This window comes from Kutzneria sp. CA-103260 (genome assembly GCF_018263855.1).
In the GTDB taxonomy this organism is placed as follows: Bacteria; Actinomycetota; Actinomycetes; order Mycobacteriales; family Pseudonocardiaceae; genus Kutzneria.
The window spans coordinates 2,408,180-2,424,089 of sequence record NZ_CP073318.1 but is presented as its reverse complement, the minus strand read 5'-3'; the positions used below and the strand labels follow the sequence as shown (position 1 = coordinate 2,424,089).

General features: G+C 69.1%; 9 protein-coding genes. 3 read left to right on the top strand and 6 right to left on the bottom strand.

Going from position 1 to position 15,910, the window contains the following annotated elements; genetic code table 11:
- Positions 1–8: 8 nt before the first annotated feature.
- From JJ691_RS10505 to JJ691_RS10495, 3 genes are all read right to left on the bottom strand, one after another.
- Positions 9–1,946, bottom strand: a complete 1,938-nt coding sequence (locus JJ691_RS10505) for an alpha-L-fucosidase (protein ID WP_211768589.1) — start codon at positions 1,944–1,946, stop codon at positions 9–11.
- Positions 1,947–2,292: 346 nt separating this feature from the next.
- Complete coding sequence (locus JJ691_RS10500; protein WP_211768588.1) at positions 2,293–3,915, bottom strand: sigma-70 family RNA polymerase sigma factor; 1,623 nt, start codon at positions 3,913–3,915, stop codon at positions 2,293–2,295.
- A 244-nt stretch (positions 3,916–4,159) separates the two neighbouring features.
- A complete protein-coding gene (locus tag JJ691_RS10495; RefSeq protein ID WP_211768587.1) occupies positions 4,160–6,418 on the bottom strand; it encodes an RICIN domain-containing protein in 2,259 nt (752 codons plus the stop codon).
- 167 nt (positions 6,419–6,585) lie between these two features.
- Between JJ691_RS10495 and JJ691_RS10490 the strand changes: the two genes are divergently transcribed.
- Positions 6,586–8,589: a DUF5107 domain-containing protein gene (locus tag JJ691_RS10490; protein WP_211768586.1), complete on the top strand. Its 2,004-nt coding sequence runs from the start codon at positions 6,586–6,588 to the stop codon at positions 8,587–8,589.
- Positions 8,590–8,707: 118 nt separating this feature from the next.
- On the opposite strand, the gene JJ691_RS10485 is transcribed toward JJ691_RS10490, so the two are convergent.
- Positions 8,708–9,934: an ROK family transcriptional regulator gene (locus JJ691_RS10485; RefSeq protein ID WP_211768585.1), complete on the bottom strand. Its 1,227-nt coding sequence runs from the start codon at positions 9,932–9,934 to the stop codon at positions 8,708–8,710.
- Positions 9,935–10,128: 194 nt separating this feature from the next.
- Positions 10,129–11,700 carry an APC family permease gene (locus JJ691_RS10480; RefSeq protein WP_211768584.1) on the bottom strand — a complete coding sequence of 524 codons (1,572 nt, stop codon included), beginning with the start codon at positions 11,698–11,700 and terminating at the stop codon, positions 10,129–10,131.
- A gap of 130 nt (positions 11,701–11,830) precedes the next feature.
- On the opposite strand from JJ691_RS10480, the gene JJ691_RS52170 reads away from it, so the two are divergent.
- Positions 11,831–12,826: an ankyrin repeat domain-containing protein gene (locus tag JJ691_RS52170; RefSeq protein WP_249227816.1), complete on the top strand. Its 996-nt coding sequence runs from the start codon at positions 11,831–11,833 to the stop codon at positions 12,824–12,826.
- Positions 12,827–12,919: 93 nt separating this feature from the next.
- Positions 12,920–13,561, top strand: coding sequence for a rhomboid family intramembrane serine protease (locus JJ691_RS10470; RefSeq protein WP_211768583.1), 642 nt, complete (start codon positions 12,920–12,922; stop codon positions 13,559–13,561).
- On the opposite strand, the gene JJ691_RS10465 is transcribed toward JJ691_RS10470, so the two are convergent.
- Positions 13,558–15,534 (bottom strand): multicopper oxidase family protein, encoded by a 1,977-nt coding sequence (locus JJ691_RS10465; protein ID WP_211768582.1) that lies wholly within the window; start codon positions 15,532–15,534, stop codon positions 13,558–13,560. The genes JJ691_RS10470 and JJ691_RS10465 overlap by 4 nt on opposite strands.
- Between the last annotated feature and the right edge of the window lie 376 nt (positions 15,535–15,910).

Here is a 15,910-nt window from a genome sequence, read left to right as displayed (position 1 = left end):
CGGGCCGACTAGCTGAACGGCCGGTTGAACGCCTCGAACGAGCGGATCGAGGCCCAGCAGCCGGTGTCCAGCCCGGTCACCGTCAGCCGCAGGTACCGGACAGTGCCGGTGCACGGCAGGGTGTGCACCTGGCTGCTGTCGGTGTTGGCGGTGCGGTCGACCAGCGTGGTCCAGGTGGCGCCGTCGGTGGAGCCCTCGACCCGGTAGCGGTAGGTCTTGTTCGCGAACTCCCACGCGATCCGCACTCCGGTCAGCGGGGTGGGGGTACCCAGGTCGACCCGCAGCCAGTGACCAGTGCCGCCGTCGGCCGCGCACCAGCGGGTCGAGGTGTCCCCGTCGGTCGCCTTCGGCGCGAGGTTGCCGTGGTTGGACTCCTCGCTGTCGGCGGTGGTGAGCTTGCCCCGGGCGATGTCGCCGGCCACCACCGATCGGTCCAACACCACCGCCAGCACCGTGTCCTGCGGGTGCACGCCGCGGTCGACACTGGTGATCGTGACCCGGCCGTCGGCCCCCACGGTGTAGGGCAGATCCCGCTTCGTACGCACGTCGTAGACCCGTTTCACCCGGGCATCGCCGACCGAAGGAGTCGTGAACGCTCCTTGGGGCTGTCCGGGCAGCAGGTGGGAGTAGAACGTGCTGTCCCGCCAGGTGTAGCCGACCTGACCGTCGACCGGATTCCATGGCCCGCCACGGGTGTTGTAGACGGACTCGCCGACATCGGACAGGAACGCGCCAACCTGCTTGAGCACGGCCACCGAGTCCGCCGGCACCACGCCGTGCCGGTCCGGCCCGACGTTGATGATCGTGGTCATGTTCCGCACCAGACTGTTGACCACCACCGCGAGGATGTCGCCATAGCTCATCACCGACGCCCCGGCGTCGTAGCCCCAGGTGCCACGAATGGTGAACGCCTTCTCCACCACACCGGCGCGTACCGGCCCGGTCGGTACCGAGCCGCCCTCCTCGACCTGGTAGTCGCCGGCCCACCCCGACCGGGGCGTCACCACGACGTTCGGCTGATGCGCGCGCACCATGCCCATCAGCCCCAGAGGCTTTCCCGTGCCGGACTCGGTTTCGCCGTAGTTGCCCACCGGCCACTGGTTGCTAGGGTCGCGGTACTGGCCGGGTTCCCAGAAGAACGCGGCGTCCGCGTCGTTGCCCTGCTCGGCCAACCAGCCGCCGTCCCACCACAGGTCGTCGATCGGGCCGTAGTCGGTCACCAACTGCTTGACCGCCTGATAGACCTCCTCCTTCATCACCCGCGCGTTCGCCTTGTAGTCGAAGTGCGCCGGGTCGGTGCCCTCGTAGTTCCACGGCGGGCTGGACAGGGTTGCGCCCTTGACGTTGTAGTAACCCGGGTAGCGCCAGTCGATCGGCGAGTAGTACAGCCCCACCTTCAACCCGGCGGCACGTACGGCGGTGACGTAGCCGGCGATGAAGTCGCGGGCCAGCGGCGCCTGGGCGGCCGTCCAGGCGTTGGGGTGCGAGTTCGGGTACAGCCCGAATCCCTCGTGGTGCCGCGAGGTGAGCACCACGTACTTCGCGCCCATGTCCTTGGCCAACCGCGCCCACGCCGTCGGGTCGTACTCGTCGGCGGTGAACTGCTGCGGGGAAGCGTCGGTGAGGAATTTCCGATAGACGCTCGGTTTTACCTGGGCGTTGCGCTCGTACCACTCACCCTGGGCCGGCCCGGCGTAGACACCCCAGTGGATGAACATGCCGATCTTGGCGTCCTGCAGCCACCCGACCGTCGAGTCGGGCTGCTGCGCCAGTCCCATGTCGATCTGGGGCACCCGCAGCACGGGCAACGGCACCCCGGCCGGGCCGGCGGCGGCCTCGGCGGTGCCGACCGACAGGGCGACCGGCAGCACGGACAGCGCGCCGGCCGCGGCGGCGCCGGCCAGGAAATGGCGGCGCGATAACGGTGGTTCGGACGGAAACGTCATTGTCTACCTCCTGCGGCGGTAGGGAGGGACGACCGATGGTTTCGATAGACATCGGATCTCTAGGCCGACGTTACAGCGATCTGCGTCACACGGTCAAGACGGCTTTTGTTTGATCGCCGCCGGGTCTTGTTTGTTTGTGCGCGGTCCGGACATCTTTCACGCGGGACAGTAATCGCCGTTCAGGCAAGGCTTTTCTCGACCACGCCGCGATCTGCGCAGCACAACGACCGCCACGGACACCTGGTCGTGACGGTCGCGACGCACGTGACGGCCCAACCCCGACGCAAGGGTCAGACATCGGATCTATTGCTCGGTGGCGACACCTCCACGAATTGTCGAAATCGAATCAGTCGGCGAAGTCCTGGGTCATCCAGACCGTGCCGGAAGCGTTGCGGGACACCACGATCCCGACCCGCGTGAACGACGAGCTGAGGATGTTCTGCCGGTGGCCGTCGTTCGGCGGCTTCTCGTCCAACATGCCCTGGGTCAGGCCGAGCGCCATCTTGGCGACGGGGTCCGTGGAATTGCCGACGGGCCCACCGTCGCCGATGTTCTCGCCGCAGGCGCCCCAGCGCACACCAGCGGCCGTCTCCCGGTCACCAATGCCGGGTTCGCCGGTGCACTGGTGCGACAAGCCGCAGCCACCGGCCATCGTCTGGTTGTGCGCGGTTGCGCTGCCGATCAGGCTCGTGTCCATCCGATACGGCGGCAGGCCGGCCGCAGCCCGCGCCTGGTTCATCAGCGCCAGCACCCGGTCGGCCGGCGAAGTCGGCGCGGTGCTGGTGGAAGTCGGTGTCGCGAGGTGCGGCTGGGCTCGTGGCGGCGTGGTGGTCGTGTGCGGCACCGGCGCCGAGGACGAAGTCGCCGACGTCGTGGTCGTCGGTGCCGGCCTGGACGTCGTGCCGGACGGGGTTGCGCCGATCGACGGCGCGCTGGAGGCGCTGGCTGTGCTGCCCGATGCGCCAGCCACCGTCTGAACAGACGTCTGGCTACCCGGTACCAAAACGACCGCGGCCAACACAGTGGCGCACACGGCGCTCACCCCAACCGGCACCAGGACCGGCTTCGCCACGACGGCGTCGGCGATGCGCTGCCAAGGGCCCGAGGGCTGCGCTGCTTGACGGGCAGACTCATCCTCCAGACGGCCGAACTGCGCAGTCGCCACGGACGACTGCGCCTCGCCGGGTATGTGCGACAGCACGAACACCGCGTAGCCGGAAGGAAGCGCCGCCAGGCCCATCCCCATCAGCAACCGCTCGACGGGCACCAAGTCGGAACCCGCCCTGCGGCAACGTCGGCACGTGTCGACATGGCGCAGGAAGCGCTTACGCCACAACGGGTTCGGCTCCCCCGGCCACTCGTTCGCCAGCTCCACCAGCTGCGGGCAGCGCGGCGTGCCCGAGAAGGCCCGCACCAGCATGCGCGTGGCCTCCAGCCGGTTCTTCAGCCTGCTCACCCGGACCGTGACGCGATGGGCGTTCAGCCGCAGGGCACTGGCGACCTCCGCGCGCGTCAGGTGCCCGCCGCACTCCAGCGACCACAACGACAGCAGCTCGCGATCCTCCCCGTGCAGCCACCGAGCCGCATGCTCGGTCTCCCGCCGTTGCTGTGACACGTCGAGCTCGGTCAGGGCACGGTCGACGAACTCGGCATTGGGGTCCGGTCGCTCGTCGAACTCCTCCTGGGGCGTCACGGCGGTCTGCCACCCTCTGCGGTGCTCGCGGATCTGGTTCATCGTGATCGCGACCAGCCACGACCGGAACCGATCCGGCTCGCGCAGGCCACCGATCCCCCGCACGACCCGGACCATCGTGTCCTGGACGACGTCGTCCACGTCGGCGTCCGACGACAGCGTTCGGCGCACGATGTTGTAGACCAGCGGCAGGTACTCCGTCACCAGGTCGTCCAGGGCCCTGTGATCCCCCGAACGTGCCGCGGCCACCCTCGTCGCATCCACCTCGTCGGTCATGCCGCCAACCTCACCTTCACCAAAAACTGCTCGCACAACCTTGGAGACGGCGGACAACCACCCAGGTCACACAAATCCTGGAGACCAGGAGGAAGATTCGAGCGGACGCGGGCAGTTTCGGGGGCTCACCGCGCCGCAGGGGCAGTTGCCGATGGATTTCCCGATGCCCGGGTCGCGGGTGCGCTGGCACGCCGTACGGCGGTGGCCCCACGTCAGGGCCACCGCCTTCGGATCTCTCACGATCTCAGTTGATCGTCCACTCCTGGAGCGCGGAGTTGGTGTTCGCCTGCTGCGTGACCAGCGCGCCGTTGGCGGTCGAGGCCGTGGTCAGCGGCAGTCCGGTGTGGACATTGGCGATCGTGTAGGCACCGCCGGCCAAGCGGGCGGCAGTCCAGTGCTGATTGGTGTTGCCGGTGCAGGTCCACTGGATCACCCGAGTGCCGGGAGCCGTGCCGCCGCCCTCGTCGTCCAGGCAGAGCGTGGAATACGCGTTGACGATGGTGTACGAGCCGTCGGTCTGCTGGGTGAACACCCAGTTCTGGTTCGCGCCACCGTTGAGTTGCCACGTGTCGAGTTGGGTCCCGGCGGTGGTGGACCAGTCCGGGTCGTCGAGCGCCTGACCGGACAACGAGATTCGGTGTGTGCCATTGAGATTCGACACGCCAACCGGGGTGAGGCCCAGGGTCTGCTCGGCCGCGCTCCGCGATCCGCCGACCGGGTTGCCCGTGGTGTTGGTCCAGGACCGGGCGGGGGTCGTCTCGGCGAGCCGGGTCGAATCCGACGACAGCCCCAGCACCAGGCCGCTGTGCCGGTTGACCAGTCGATACGTCCCCGTCTTGGCCCCGGCTGCGGACGTGTTGGCGAGGAGGAACCACTGCTGCCCGACGGCGGGACCGGTGGATCCGATCGGGGTGGACGTCGGCCTGGTCGCCCAGGCCCGGTTCGCGGTCGAGGTGGAGTCGACGCCGAGGGCCTGGCCAGTGGCGGCGTTGGTGATCGTGTAGGAGCCGTCGCCGTTGCCGGTGAAAGCCCACGCCTCCAGGTTCGAGCCGGTCGCCGCCGGCACAGATGTGGTCGCGGAGCTGCCGGCGACCTGGGCGAGCACGCGTCCCGATCCGCTGCTGATCCGGTAGGTCTTGCCCAGGTCGACCGGCGACGCCGCGGGCGAGGTCGAGTCCACGGTTTCGTTGGCGTACTCGCCGTCGGAGGTCGCGCACGCGATGGAGCAGTAGGAACGGAAGGTCTTGCCGATGATCGTGGAGTTCGTCCTGTTCGCGCCGTCGACGAACCAGCGGTACCAGGACCCTGACTTGTAGCTGCCGGAGTCGCCGATCAGATACCACTTCTGGGTCGCCAGGTCGTCGGTCACGTAGTAGCGCTGCGGCTCCTTCCCGTTCTGCAACAGGGCCTCGGGCTCGCCGATGTACAGGCCGAGGTAGGCGTCGTAGGCGATGTTCATGACGAACAGGTCGGACTTGGGCGGCAGTTCACCGGCCGCGATCTGCTGCTCCACGGAACCGGGATTGCTGGGCTTGTAGTCGTGGTCGACCGGGGTGTAGCCGGACGGGTTGGCCGCCGTCACCGGTGTCATGTTGCTTTCCAGACCGCCCACGCCAGGCTGCGACCAGGAGCCGTTGTACCACTTCTGCCACGAGCCGGTCGCCATCTTCGCCGACATCGGCGCACGGGCGACGTGCGCCAGACCGTCGAAGGTGCCGGCAGTGCCGGCCTTGGGCACGATGCGGGATCCGTAGTAGACGTAGAAGTAGCCCGACGCCTGGTCGACGAACAACCTGGGGTCACCGTCGCCGTAGTCGAAGGTCCCGTTCGGGAACGCGGTGGTGTCGCCGCGAACCGTGCTGTACGGGGAGGTGATGGCGTGCCCCTTGATGGTCCACACCTTGCCCTGGTCGGTCGACACGGCGTAGTCGATCGCGTCGTAGTGCGAGAACGAGTTGGCGCCGAACGGCTCCGGGGTGAACTCGTTGTGCACCAACCCGTACCAGTTCCCGGTGTCCGGATCGACCCACACGCCGACCAGGTCGCAGAAGTTCTTCTGCGAGTAGGACGAACCCGAGGGCGGGTCGGTGGCGGCGACGCCGGTGGGGCTGTTGTCGCACCGCCAGGTCGTGTCGTTGTTCTTGTCCCTGGGCTCGGCGGGGTTGACCGCGGTGCTGATCGCGGTCGACCGGGTGGCGGAGTCGAAGTCCCGCCCGGTGTAGAAGTCCCAGTACCGGGGATCCGTCGCGCCGTAGAGGGACGCGGACTGCTGGAAGTAGAACGTGCCGTCCTTGTCGAGGAAGGGGGACGCCGGGGTGTCGGTCGGGTACTGGTACGGACTCGTCGACCCGATGGTGATCGTGTAGCCGGAGGTAGGGGGCGTCGCCGAGGCGGTCGGCGGTGCCAGCCCACCGACCGCCACCGACGCCACGGCCGCGACGACCTTGATCGCGATCCTCTTGCCACCTACAGGACTCTTGGCGATGACGGACAGGGGGCGCATCGCAACTCCACTACGTGAGACAGAACGCGGGACGGTTGTGGTCGGCTCTTGACTCCACGCCGGGTTAGTTATAACACTAGCCGAACTAATTCCGACAGGGGGTGTTCGGCCGTGAGACAGCACGTGGCGTCGCGGTGTCGGCGGGAGAGCCCGGAGCGGGGCGACGCGTGAGCGCGGTCTACCTCGACACGGTGACGCTGCCCGTCGCCGCGGTGGGCCCGGACAATCCGCTCCCGCCGCTGGCCCCGCCCCGGCCGGTGACACCGCTGGTCGACGCCTCGGCCGCCGACCCGGACATGACTCGCAACCTCGCGTACGGCCGGCCGGCGACGCTGTTGCCCTACACCGTGCAGGACGCCTACACCCGCGATCTCACCGACCGGAAGCTGGCGGTGGCCGTGGTGGACAACGGCATCCTGCGCGCCGAGTTCCTGCTCGACTTCGGCGGCCGGATGCGATCGCTGGTCCACCTGCCCACCGGGCGAGAGTTGTTGCACCGCAACCCGATCCTGCAACCAGCGAACCTGGCGCTGCGCAACGCCTGGTTCGCCGGCGGCATCGAGTGGAACCTCGGCACCACCGGCCACACGCCACTCACCTGTGCCCCGATGCATGCCGCCCGAGTGGTTCTGCCCGACGGCATCGAAGTCCTTCGCATGTGGGAGTTCGAACGCAGCCGCGAACTGGTCTACCAGATCGACGCGTACGCACCCGAGGGTTCCGCCGTGCTGTACGTGCACGTGCGGATCATCAACCCGAACCAGCATGAAGTCCCGGCCTACTGGTGGTCCAACATCGCCGTGCCCGAGACGCCAGGCACCCGAGTACTGGCGCCGGCCGACGCGGCCTACCACCTCGCCTACGACGGCGTGCTCCGCCGCGTACCGATCCCCGTCCACGACGGCGTCGATCGCAGCTACCCGGCCCGCGGCCGGCACGCCGCCGACTACTTCTACGACATCGCGCCGCACCGCCGCCGGTGGATCGCCGCGCTGGACGCCGACGGCACCGGCCTGGTGCAGTCCTCGACCGACCTGCTGCGCGGCCGCAAGCTGTTCCTGTGGGGGCAGGGCACCGGCGGCCGCCGCTGGCAGGAATGGTTGTCCCCGCCCGGCCACCCCTACCTGGAGATCCAGGCTGGCCTGGCCCGCACCCAGCTGGAACACCTGCCGATGCCGGCCGGCGCCCAGTGGTCATGGCTGGAGACCTACGGACTGCTCACCGCGGACCCCGCCACGACACGCCACCCCGACTGGGACATCGCCTGCGCCGCGGTCGAGGACGCGCTGCACGAGCTGGTCCCCCGCCACCTCGTCGACGCCGAGCACGACGCCGCCCGGCGGTGGATCGACCAGCCGCCGACCGACCGGCTGCACACCGGATCCGGCTGGGGCGCGCTGGAACAGCTCCACCGGTCCGCGACCGGCGATCATTCCTTGGAACTGCCGGGTGTCCCGTTCGACGCTGACACCCTCCGCCGCGAGCAGGAACCGTGGCTGACTCTCCTGGCCACCGGCGACATCCCCGCGCCGGCGCCCCTGGACACCCCGCGCTCCTACCAGGTCTCCCCTGGCTGGCGGCAACGGCTCGAACACGCCCGGGACAACTGGTTCACCTGGCTGCACCGCGGCGTGGCTCGGTGGCACGCGGGCGAGGCCGACGCCGCTCGCGACGCGTGGCTCGCCTCGCTGGAGGCAACCGCCAATCCCTGGGCATTGCGTAACCTGGCCGTGCACGACCTGCGTGCCGGGCGGGCCGACAACGCCGCGTCTTCGCTGCTTCGCGCCAGTGCCATGACGCCCACCGTTTTGCGGGCACTCGCGGTGGAAACACTCCAGGTTCTTCTCGCCGCGGACCGCTCCTGGGAAGCCCTTGCCCTCGTCGACCGACTGGCACCGGACCTTCGAGCGGACGGACGAATCCAGCTGCTCGAATGCGCGGCGGCCCTCGCGGCGGGCCGCCTGGACCGGGCCGCCCGCCTCGTGGACACCGGTATCGTCGTGGCCGATCTCCGGGAAGGCGAGGACGCCCTCGACCAACTCTGGTTCGCCTACCACGACCAGCTCACGAGTCACACTCACAGCACCATGCCGGCCACGGACCGCCGTGCTCTCGTCCAGCGCGTCCATCCGCTGCCCTGCCGCTACGACTTCCGCATGACCGGCAACTGATCCGCAGACCAACGCCAAGGCCGGACCGGTCGAGTTCACCGCGGCAACACGGCAAACTCGACTGTCCACAGTGCACCGACCGGCCTGGCGCTTCTGGTGGATGCCGTGGCAGCTCTGGTCAGGCGGGCGGCGCGGACACCGAGCCCGGGTCGTGGAACACGGACTCCAGCGCGTCCTGGGCCGCGCCACGCGCGGCGCTGGTGAACCCCAGCGTCGAGACCAGCAGCTGACATCCCCCGGCGTGCGGCGCCATGACGCGCTCGCCGACGAGGCGTCGGGTGGTCTCCAAGAGATGGTCGCCAAGAATCGCGAAGTATCCGCCGAGCACGACCGCCTGCGGGTTGAGGACGTCGATCAGCAGGCCGATGCCCAGGCCGAGGCCGTGCGCGATGCGGTCGAGCGCGGCCAGGGTGCGGCCGTCCCCCACCGCGGCCCGGGTCCGGATCTCGGCCAGCCGGACCTCCAGATCGCGATCCGGGTCACGCACCGGATCGTCGGGATCGGCGGCGTGCCGCATGAGGGCGGACAGGCCGACCATGGTCTCCCAGCAGCCACGCCGGCCGCACGTGCACTGTTGCCGCTCGGGATCCAGGGGCATGTGGCCGACCTCGCCGGCGAATCCGGCGGCCCCCAACAGCAACTGGCCGTTGGTGATGATGCCGGCGCCGACGCCGACCTCGCCCGTGATGTAGATGAGGTCGTGGATGCCGACCGGGCTGACGATGGCGTGCTCGGCGATCGCGCCGAACTTCGCGTCGTTGCCGACCGTGATGGGCGGGGCGTCGGGTTCGAGCCGGGCGGTGAGCCCGGCCACGACCGGCAGCCTCGACCAGCCCATGTTGGCGGCGAAGAGCACGACCCCGGCGTCCCGGTCGATCTCGCCCGGCGCGGCGACGGTGACGCCGACGACGTCGATCCCCTGCGCGCGCATGCTGTCGATGGCGCGCGTGACCAGCGCGGCCACGGCGTCGAGCAGCACGTCGCTGTCACGCTCGGCGTTGATGGTGATGCGCTGGTCCAGCAACGTCTCACCGCGCAGGTCCAGCGCGACCGCCCTGGCGTAGTCGACGCTGATCTCCACACCGAGTCCACACAGCTTCCGGCCGTGCAGCTCCACAGCCTGCCGGGGCCGACCGACGCTCCCACCACGCTGCACATCGCCCTCGCGGACGAGGTTGCGCTCGACGAGTTCGTTGACCAGGTTGGAGACCGTGGCCTTGGGCAGGCCCAGGTCCTCGGCGAGCTGGGTACGGGACCGGGAGCCACGGGCACGCAGATGGCGAAGGACCAGGCCGAGATTGGTGCGCCGGATCGAGGCCCGGTTCGCGACGTCAAGGTGTCGCATCGACGCCGTCTCGGGTACGCGCTGGTGCACCGTCACCCACAATCTCGCTCGTGACTCCGAACGCGTTAATTATAACACTAGCCGAACTAATCAGGTAGCAGCGCGGAGGGAGCCGATCGAACGCTCGCAGATGGCGTTCGTACCCGTTCCCGTTCGCCGTGTGACGCCTGCTCGCGGCACGCCAAGCCGCAGTTTCAGGAATTCGGCTGGTCCGCTGACGGCACGGCCGCGCCGAGCGACTCGCGTTCGGTGCGGCGGGTGGGAGCACCTGCCGCGTAGGCGGCGAATCCGAGCGCCACGATCGCCACCAGCGGCACGACCTGGCTCAGGGTGTACGACCAGCGCTCCCCGCTGAAACTCTTCGGCAACGAAGCCGCCGGGTCGCCTTCGGTCCCGAACCAGCCGACCCCGAATCCCGGCCAGATCAACACGATCACGGTGTACAGCACCATGGCCGTGGTGACGCCGGCGACGATCCGCACCCCGGTCCGGCCCCCTGGCACGCGATAGGGCCGCGGCACGTCCGGCAGCTTGCGGCGCAGCACGGCCAGCGCCGGGAAGGTGAAAACGTAGGAGATGAAGTTCGTGGAGATGGCCAGGCCGAGGCCGGCGGCGAAGTACTTCTCCGCGGAACCGTCGCTGAACACGAAGGCGACGACCATGACGACCGAGGCGAGCAACCCGGAGAACACGTTCACCCGCACCGGAGTCCCGAAGCGCGGCGAGATCTGGCCGAACCACGCCGGACCGGCGCCGTCGGCGCAGGCCACCGCCTGCGCCCGGTCACCGCCCATCGCCCACGTGATGCCGCTGGTCAGCACGCCCAGAATGAGCCCGGCGGCGGCGATCGACGCCAACACCTGACCCCAGCCGGACAGCGTGACCGTGCCGTCCGCGGAAACTGAGCCGCCGTAGACGGTGAACACGGCCTTGACCGCGTCGATGAACCCGCTGAGGCTGCCGATCGCCTTCCCCGGCAGCACCAGCAGGATCCCCACGATCGGGCCGCCGTAGAGCAGGAATGCCGCCAGACCGGACCGAAGCACCGCGAACGGGACATCCCGCCGCGCGTCGGTCATCTCCTCCGAAGCGGTGCTGGGCAGCTCGAACCCGACATAGTTGAAGATCAGCACCGGCACCAGGCCGACAAATCCGGCGTAGGTCGGCGTGAAGTCCCGCACTGACAAGGGCTGCAGGCCGTTGCGCACCGCGTAGATCACCACGGAGACAGCGAAGAAGGTCAGCAGAACGACACGCGCCAAGGCGCCGATCGTCGGCAGCCACTTGCCGACCCGCACCGTCAACAGCACCGCCAGCACGCCGGTCCAGATGAACACCAGCCCGGCCACGTACTTCCAGACGCCGGGCAGCGGCACGAAAAACGCCTCGAAGGTGCTGATCGCGACAATGCACAGCGAGCCGCCTATCCACAGTGGATTGGAAAACCAGTACAGGAACTGGTTCACCGCGGCGACCATCCGGCCGAACGCGAGCTTCGTCCAGACGTACGGGCCGCCCTCCACCGGAAAGGCCGCGCCCAACTCGGCCACCATCAGGCCGTACGGCAGGAAGAACACCACGGCCAGCACGACCTGCCAGGTCAGTCCCTGTGGTCCGTTCGCCGCGGCGGAACCGATCGTGTCCAGGCCGACCAGCGTGCAGACGAGGAAGCACAGCACGTCGAACCGATGGAAGTCGCGGCGCAGGCGGCCACGTTGCAGGTCCCACATCCCACCCAGCCCGGCTGGGGTGTTGTGTTCAGCCATGATCCCCCACCTCCGAGCCGGACGGGTCCATCAGCACGGGCTGCCCGATCAGTCCGGATCACTGTCCTCGCCCGCTCCCGCCGTGGTCAAGCCCGGAAGATCGTCAGCCACGACGCGCGACGGCGGGCCCGTGGGCATCGCCATTGCCCGCGTGTCGGTCCGGTACGCCATGCTGATCACCATGACCGACGATGCGGGATGGGCCAGCCTCGGTTGGCAGGCCTGGACAGACCTCGACCAGGTCCGGGCGAGGCTGGACGCGGGTGCCGACCCGAACGCCGTTCTCCGGTGGCCCGGACCGCCGCTGCACGTGGCGGCGGAACATGGCTCGGCGGAGGTGGTGGCCGAGCTCGCGCGGCGCGTGGACGACGTGGACGCACTGGCAGGCGGGCGTACCGCGCTGTGGCGTGCGGTGGCCGCGAACCGCCCGGACAACGCCACTGCGCTGATCGCGGCCGGCGCGGATCCGTGGCAGGACATGATGTCCGGCTGGTCGCCGGGTCGGCTGAGCCTCGCGGGGCCGACACCGGAGCTGTTCGGCTCGGACGCGTCGCTGGGCCCGGAGGAGGCCGCCATGGTGGCGGAGAGCCGCCGGCTGATCGCCGCGATTGGAGATCCGCACTACGAGGGCCTCGGCATCGCCTGCGTGGCGGGCATCGACGTCGCCGAGGCGGTGCGCAGGCTCGACGCCGAGATCGTCGAGGACGATCGCGATGGGGTGATGGACGCGTGGATGGAGGACCCGAACGACGACGGCGTCATCCGCACGATGTGGGCCACCGACGTGCCGGGCGGTTGCGTGCTCGCGCAGCCGTGGGGCTATGGCCCGGAGATGCCGGGAGTGACGAAGGCGCTGTCGGCGGGCACCACCTGCTACGGCATGTACGCCAACCCCAAGAGCGGCAACCAGGGCAGCATCCTGCGTGACGGCGAGGTTGTCGGCTGGGACCTGCATCCCGGCGGGGATCCCGACGAGGACGGCGAGGTGCTGTTGTCCTACCTCTACCAGGACAATGCGCTCGCGTTCTGCTTCGCTCACGTGGGACTGCGGCCCACCGACAACCGTGCGGTCGTCGGACCGCCGGACGTCTGGATCCGCCTACCGGAAGGCGATTACTGGCACTGAACCGGCAACCGTCGCGGTGGGTCATCCGTCTCGGAGAACGTGCAGACAATGCGGCATAGGCCGATCCTCACCCTGACGGCGGTAGGCGCCGCGATGATCGCGGCGGTCGTGCAGTATGCGGTGCCGCCGGCAGTGTCGGTGTTGCAGCGAACACCCGGGGCGCTGGAGGCGGGCCAGTGGTGGCGGTTGGCGACACCACTGTTCGTGCAGACGCTGGGTTGGTACCAAGTGGTCACGAACCTGGTGACGTTGGCGTTGGTGGGAATGGTCGCCGAGCGGGAACTGGGTCGCGGGCGATGGCTGGTGCTTTTCGTCGCGGGCACTGTTGGCGGCCAGGTCGCGGCTTACGCCTGGCAGGAGCCGGGCGGCGGCGATTCGATCGCGATCTGCGGTCTTGCCGGCGGAGCGGTGGTCTGGTTGCTGGCGCGCCGCAACCAGGCAAGTCGTTGGGACGTCGCTGTCCTGGCGTGTTACGTCGGCGCGTTGACGGGATGGGGATTCCTGGGCATCCGAGCCGCCGCGGTGGGAGCGGTCACCGCCGCCGTGGCGTTGTACGTCAACCGACGCATCGCACTCGCCGCCGCCGCGGTCTGCGCGACGGCGCTGGCGGCCCACGCCGATCTGCACGGCGTGTCCCTGCTGTCGGGGATGGCGATCGGGTTGCTCCTCCTGGTGATCCGCGTCGGCCCGCCGCGGGCGGGACGCGCGGCAGGCCGGTGTCGAGGCGCTGTCTAATTCCGCGTGACCTGGATCGGCCGCATCATCTCGTTGTCCTCGTGATCCAGGATGTGGCAATGCATGACGTAGCGGCCAGGCAGATCGAACCGCGCCGCCACCCGAGTCGTCTCCCCCGGGTACACGAGCACGGTGTCCTTGCGACCGGTCTCCCACGGCTCCGGTGGCCGGGGCACTCCGTTGGCGCGGCGCCGGTCGACGACCTGGAACTGCACCTGATGGATGTGGATCGGGTGCGCGTCGTGGGTGAAATTGGTGAGCTCCCAGACCTCGGTGGTGTTGACGGCAGGTGACTCGGTGACGGCCGCGCCCCACCCCAGCGGCTGGGGGCTCCCATCCGGTCTGACCGTGCCGAGCATCGCGCCGATCATCGCCTGCTGGTAGTAACGGGATGTCGTCTCGTTGAGCGAGATCCTCCAGGTACGCGCGGCCGCGCCCAGCGGCTGTGCGGCGGGCAGGCGCAGCTGGGCCGGCTCCACACTGGTGTCTGGCGATCTCCGCGGCGCCACCACGAATTTCATCATCTGTCCGGTGGTGGTCGGATCGGCCGGCGCCGTCCCCGGCACCCCGCTGAACGCCCGGTCCGGACCCTCATTGATCAGGTAGAGCTCGCTGCCCGCGCGTACGCCGGTGAAGTCGACGATCAGGTCGGCCCGTTCGGCCGGGGCACACAGCACCTGTCCCAACCGTACCGGCCTGGGCAGGAAGCCGCCGTCCGCGCCGATCTGCCAGCAGGACAGCGCCGCCGGCGCCGGCCGGGCGGCGAGCGGGTTGGCGGCGATCTTGAGCAGCAGGGTCCGCGCGTTGCAGGCGTTGAGCACCCGGAACCGGTAGCGGCGGGCTTCGACCGTCAGCACCGGCCAGCTACAGCCGTTGACCACCATCACGGCGCCGAAGGTCTGCGGATTCCACAGTGGAGGGACATCGCTGAACGGCACGAACCGGGCGCCCGGCGGAATGTCCGCCGCGAATCCCCGTGTCGGCGGGAAGAAGAGCGAGCCGTCCGGGGCGAAGGAGCGGTCCTGGAACACCAGCACGATCTCGTGTGGGCCGGCGGGCAGCACACCGGCCGGCAGATCATGCCGGCCGCCGCGAACGACGTAGCAGCCGGACAGCCCGGCGTACTGGTTCAGTCTGGTCATCCCCAGCGTGTGGTCGTGATACCACAGCATTGTCGCGGGCTGGTCGTTGGCGTACTGGAAGACGGCGGTTCCGGGACGCCACCGCACGCGCAGCCGCTCGGCCGCCTCGTCGCGGTGCGCGTCGTAGTAGGAGCCGATTCGCGCGTATCCGGGCGGGATGTCCGAGGCTTGGGGCAGGTACCAGGCCGAGGGGTAGCCGTCGCTGTCTTGGGTGCTGTGTCCACCGTGCAGGTGCGTGACGATCGGCACGGGTCCCCGGTAGTCGGGCGGCGTCGTCGCGAACATCGGGTGCGTGTCCCGGTCCGACCGGCCGCCCGCTGGGTTGGCCCAGTGCAGGGTCTGGTCGACGGGAAGTAGGTGTGGCAGGTAGTGCCTGTGGCGGTCGACGAGGCGGTTCACCCAGCTGACCCGCACCGGACGCCCGTTGTGCGCCTCGATGGTGAAGCCCGGGCTGTGTGCCGTCTTTGGGCGATTGGCTGATCCGTAGCCCCACACGGTGGTGCTGGGAAAGCCCTGAGGGAGTACTTGTTGCCTGAACTGCCACACGTTGATGGCGTAGCCGTCGACGTCTCGGGTGGCCCAGGAACGGGGCATGGTGGGCAGAACAGGCAATGGGGTGACGTACTTGGGGATCCTCGCCGGGTCGAGCAGGCCGCTGTTGTCGTCGCTGGCCAGCAGCGGCGTTGTCGTCGCCGTGGAGGTGGAGGTCACGCCGATGGACAGTGACGCGGCGACAGCGCTTCCCAGTTTCACCGCTCTGAGCACGGATCTCCTGCCGAGCTGGTTGGCGGTGGCGTCGTCAGCTGGCAGTGGTTGGTCCGGTTCATCCATGGGGCCTGCTCGGTCCTCTGTCTCGCGGATTGATCGCTGAGTCGTCGGCGGGTCCTTGAGGGCGGGTGAGGTCAGGCTTCACTACGCGCGAGTCACATCCAGCGTTCGATGACATCGACACAGCACGACTGAGACCCCACCCGACGACCTCGTGCATGGGAGGGATCACGACCGGGTGTCGACGATCTTGGTGTAGGTCGTGCCGCCCTCCTTGCCGACCGTCGAGCGACAGGTCTGTCCATCCCGATGATCGCCGGGTTGGTGACTGAGGTGGGCTCGGTCTGGTGTTGGGGGCGCCCGGTCGTGGCCGGTTGTCGGGCGAGCGCATGACACGTTCTCCTGTGAACGTGCCGGACTCCGTGAAATCACGGTGCAA

Bases quoted from the DNA above. Each gene is read 5' to 3' on its own strand.
- JJ691_RS10505 (WP_211768589.1), bottom strand. From the start codon at position 1,946: ATGACGTTTCCGTCCGAACCACCGTTATCGCGCCGCCATTTCCTGGCC.
- JJ691_RS10500 (WP_211768588.1), bottom strand. From the start codon at position 3,915: ATGACCGACGAGGTGGATGCGACGAGGGTGGCCGCGGCACGTTCGGGG.
- JJ691_RS10495 (WP_211768587.1), bottom strand. From the start codon at position 6,418: ATGCGCCCCCTGTCCGTCATCGCCAAGAGTCCTGTAGGTGGCAAGAGG.
- JJ691_RS10485 (WP_211768585.1), bottom strand. From the start codon at position 9,934: ATGCGACACCTTGACGTCGCGAACCGGGCCTCGATCCGGCGCACCAAT.
- JJ691_RS10480 (WP_211768584.1), bottom strand. From the start codon at position 11,700: ATGGCTGAACACAACACCCCAGCCGGGCTGGGTGGGATGTGGGACCTG.
- JJ691_RS10470 (WP_211768583.1), top strand. From the start codon at position 12,920: ATGATCGCGGCGGTCGTGCAGTATGCGGTGCCGCCGGCAGTGTCGGTG.
- JJ691_RS10465 (WP_211768582.1), bottom strand. From the start codon at position 15,534: ATGGATGAACCGGACCAACCACTGCCAGCTGACGACGCCACCGCCAAC.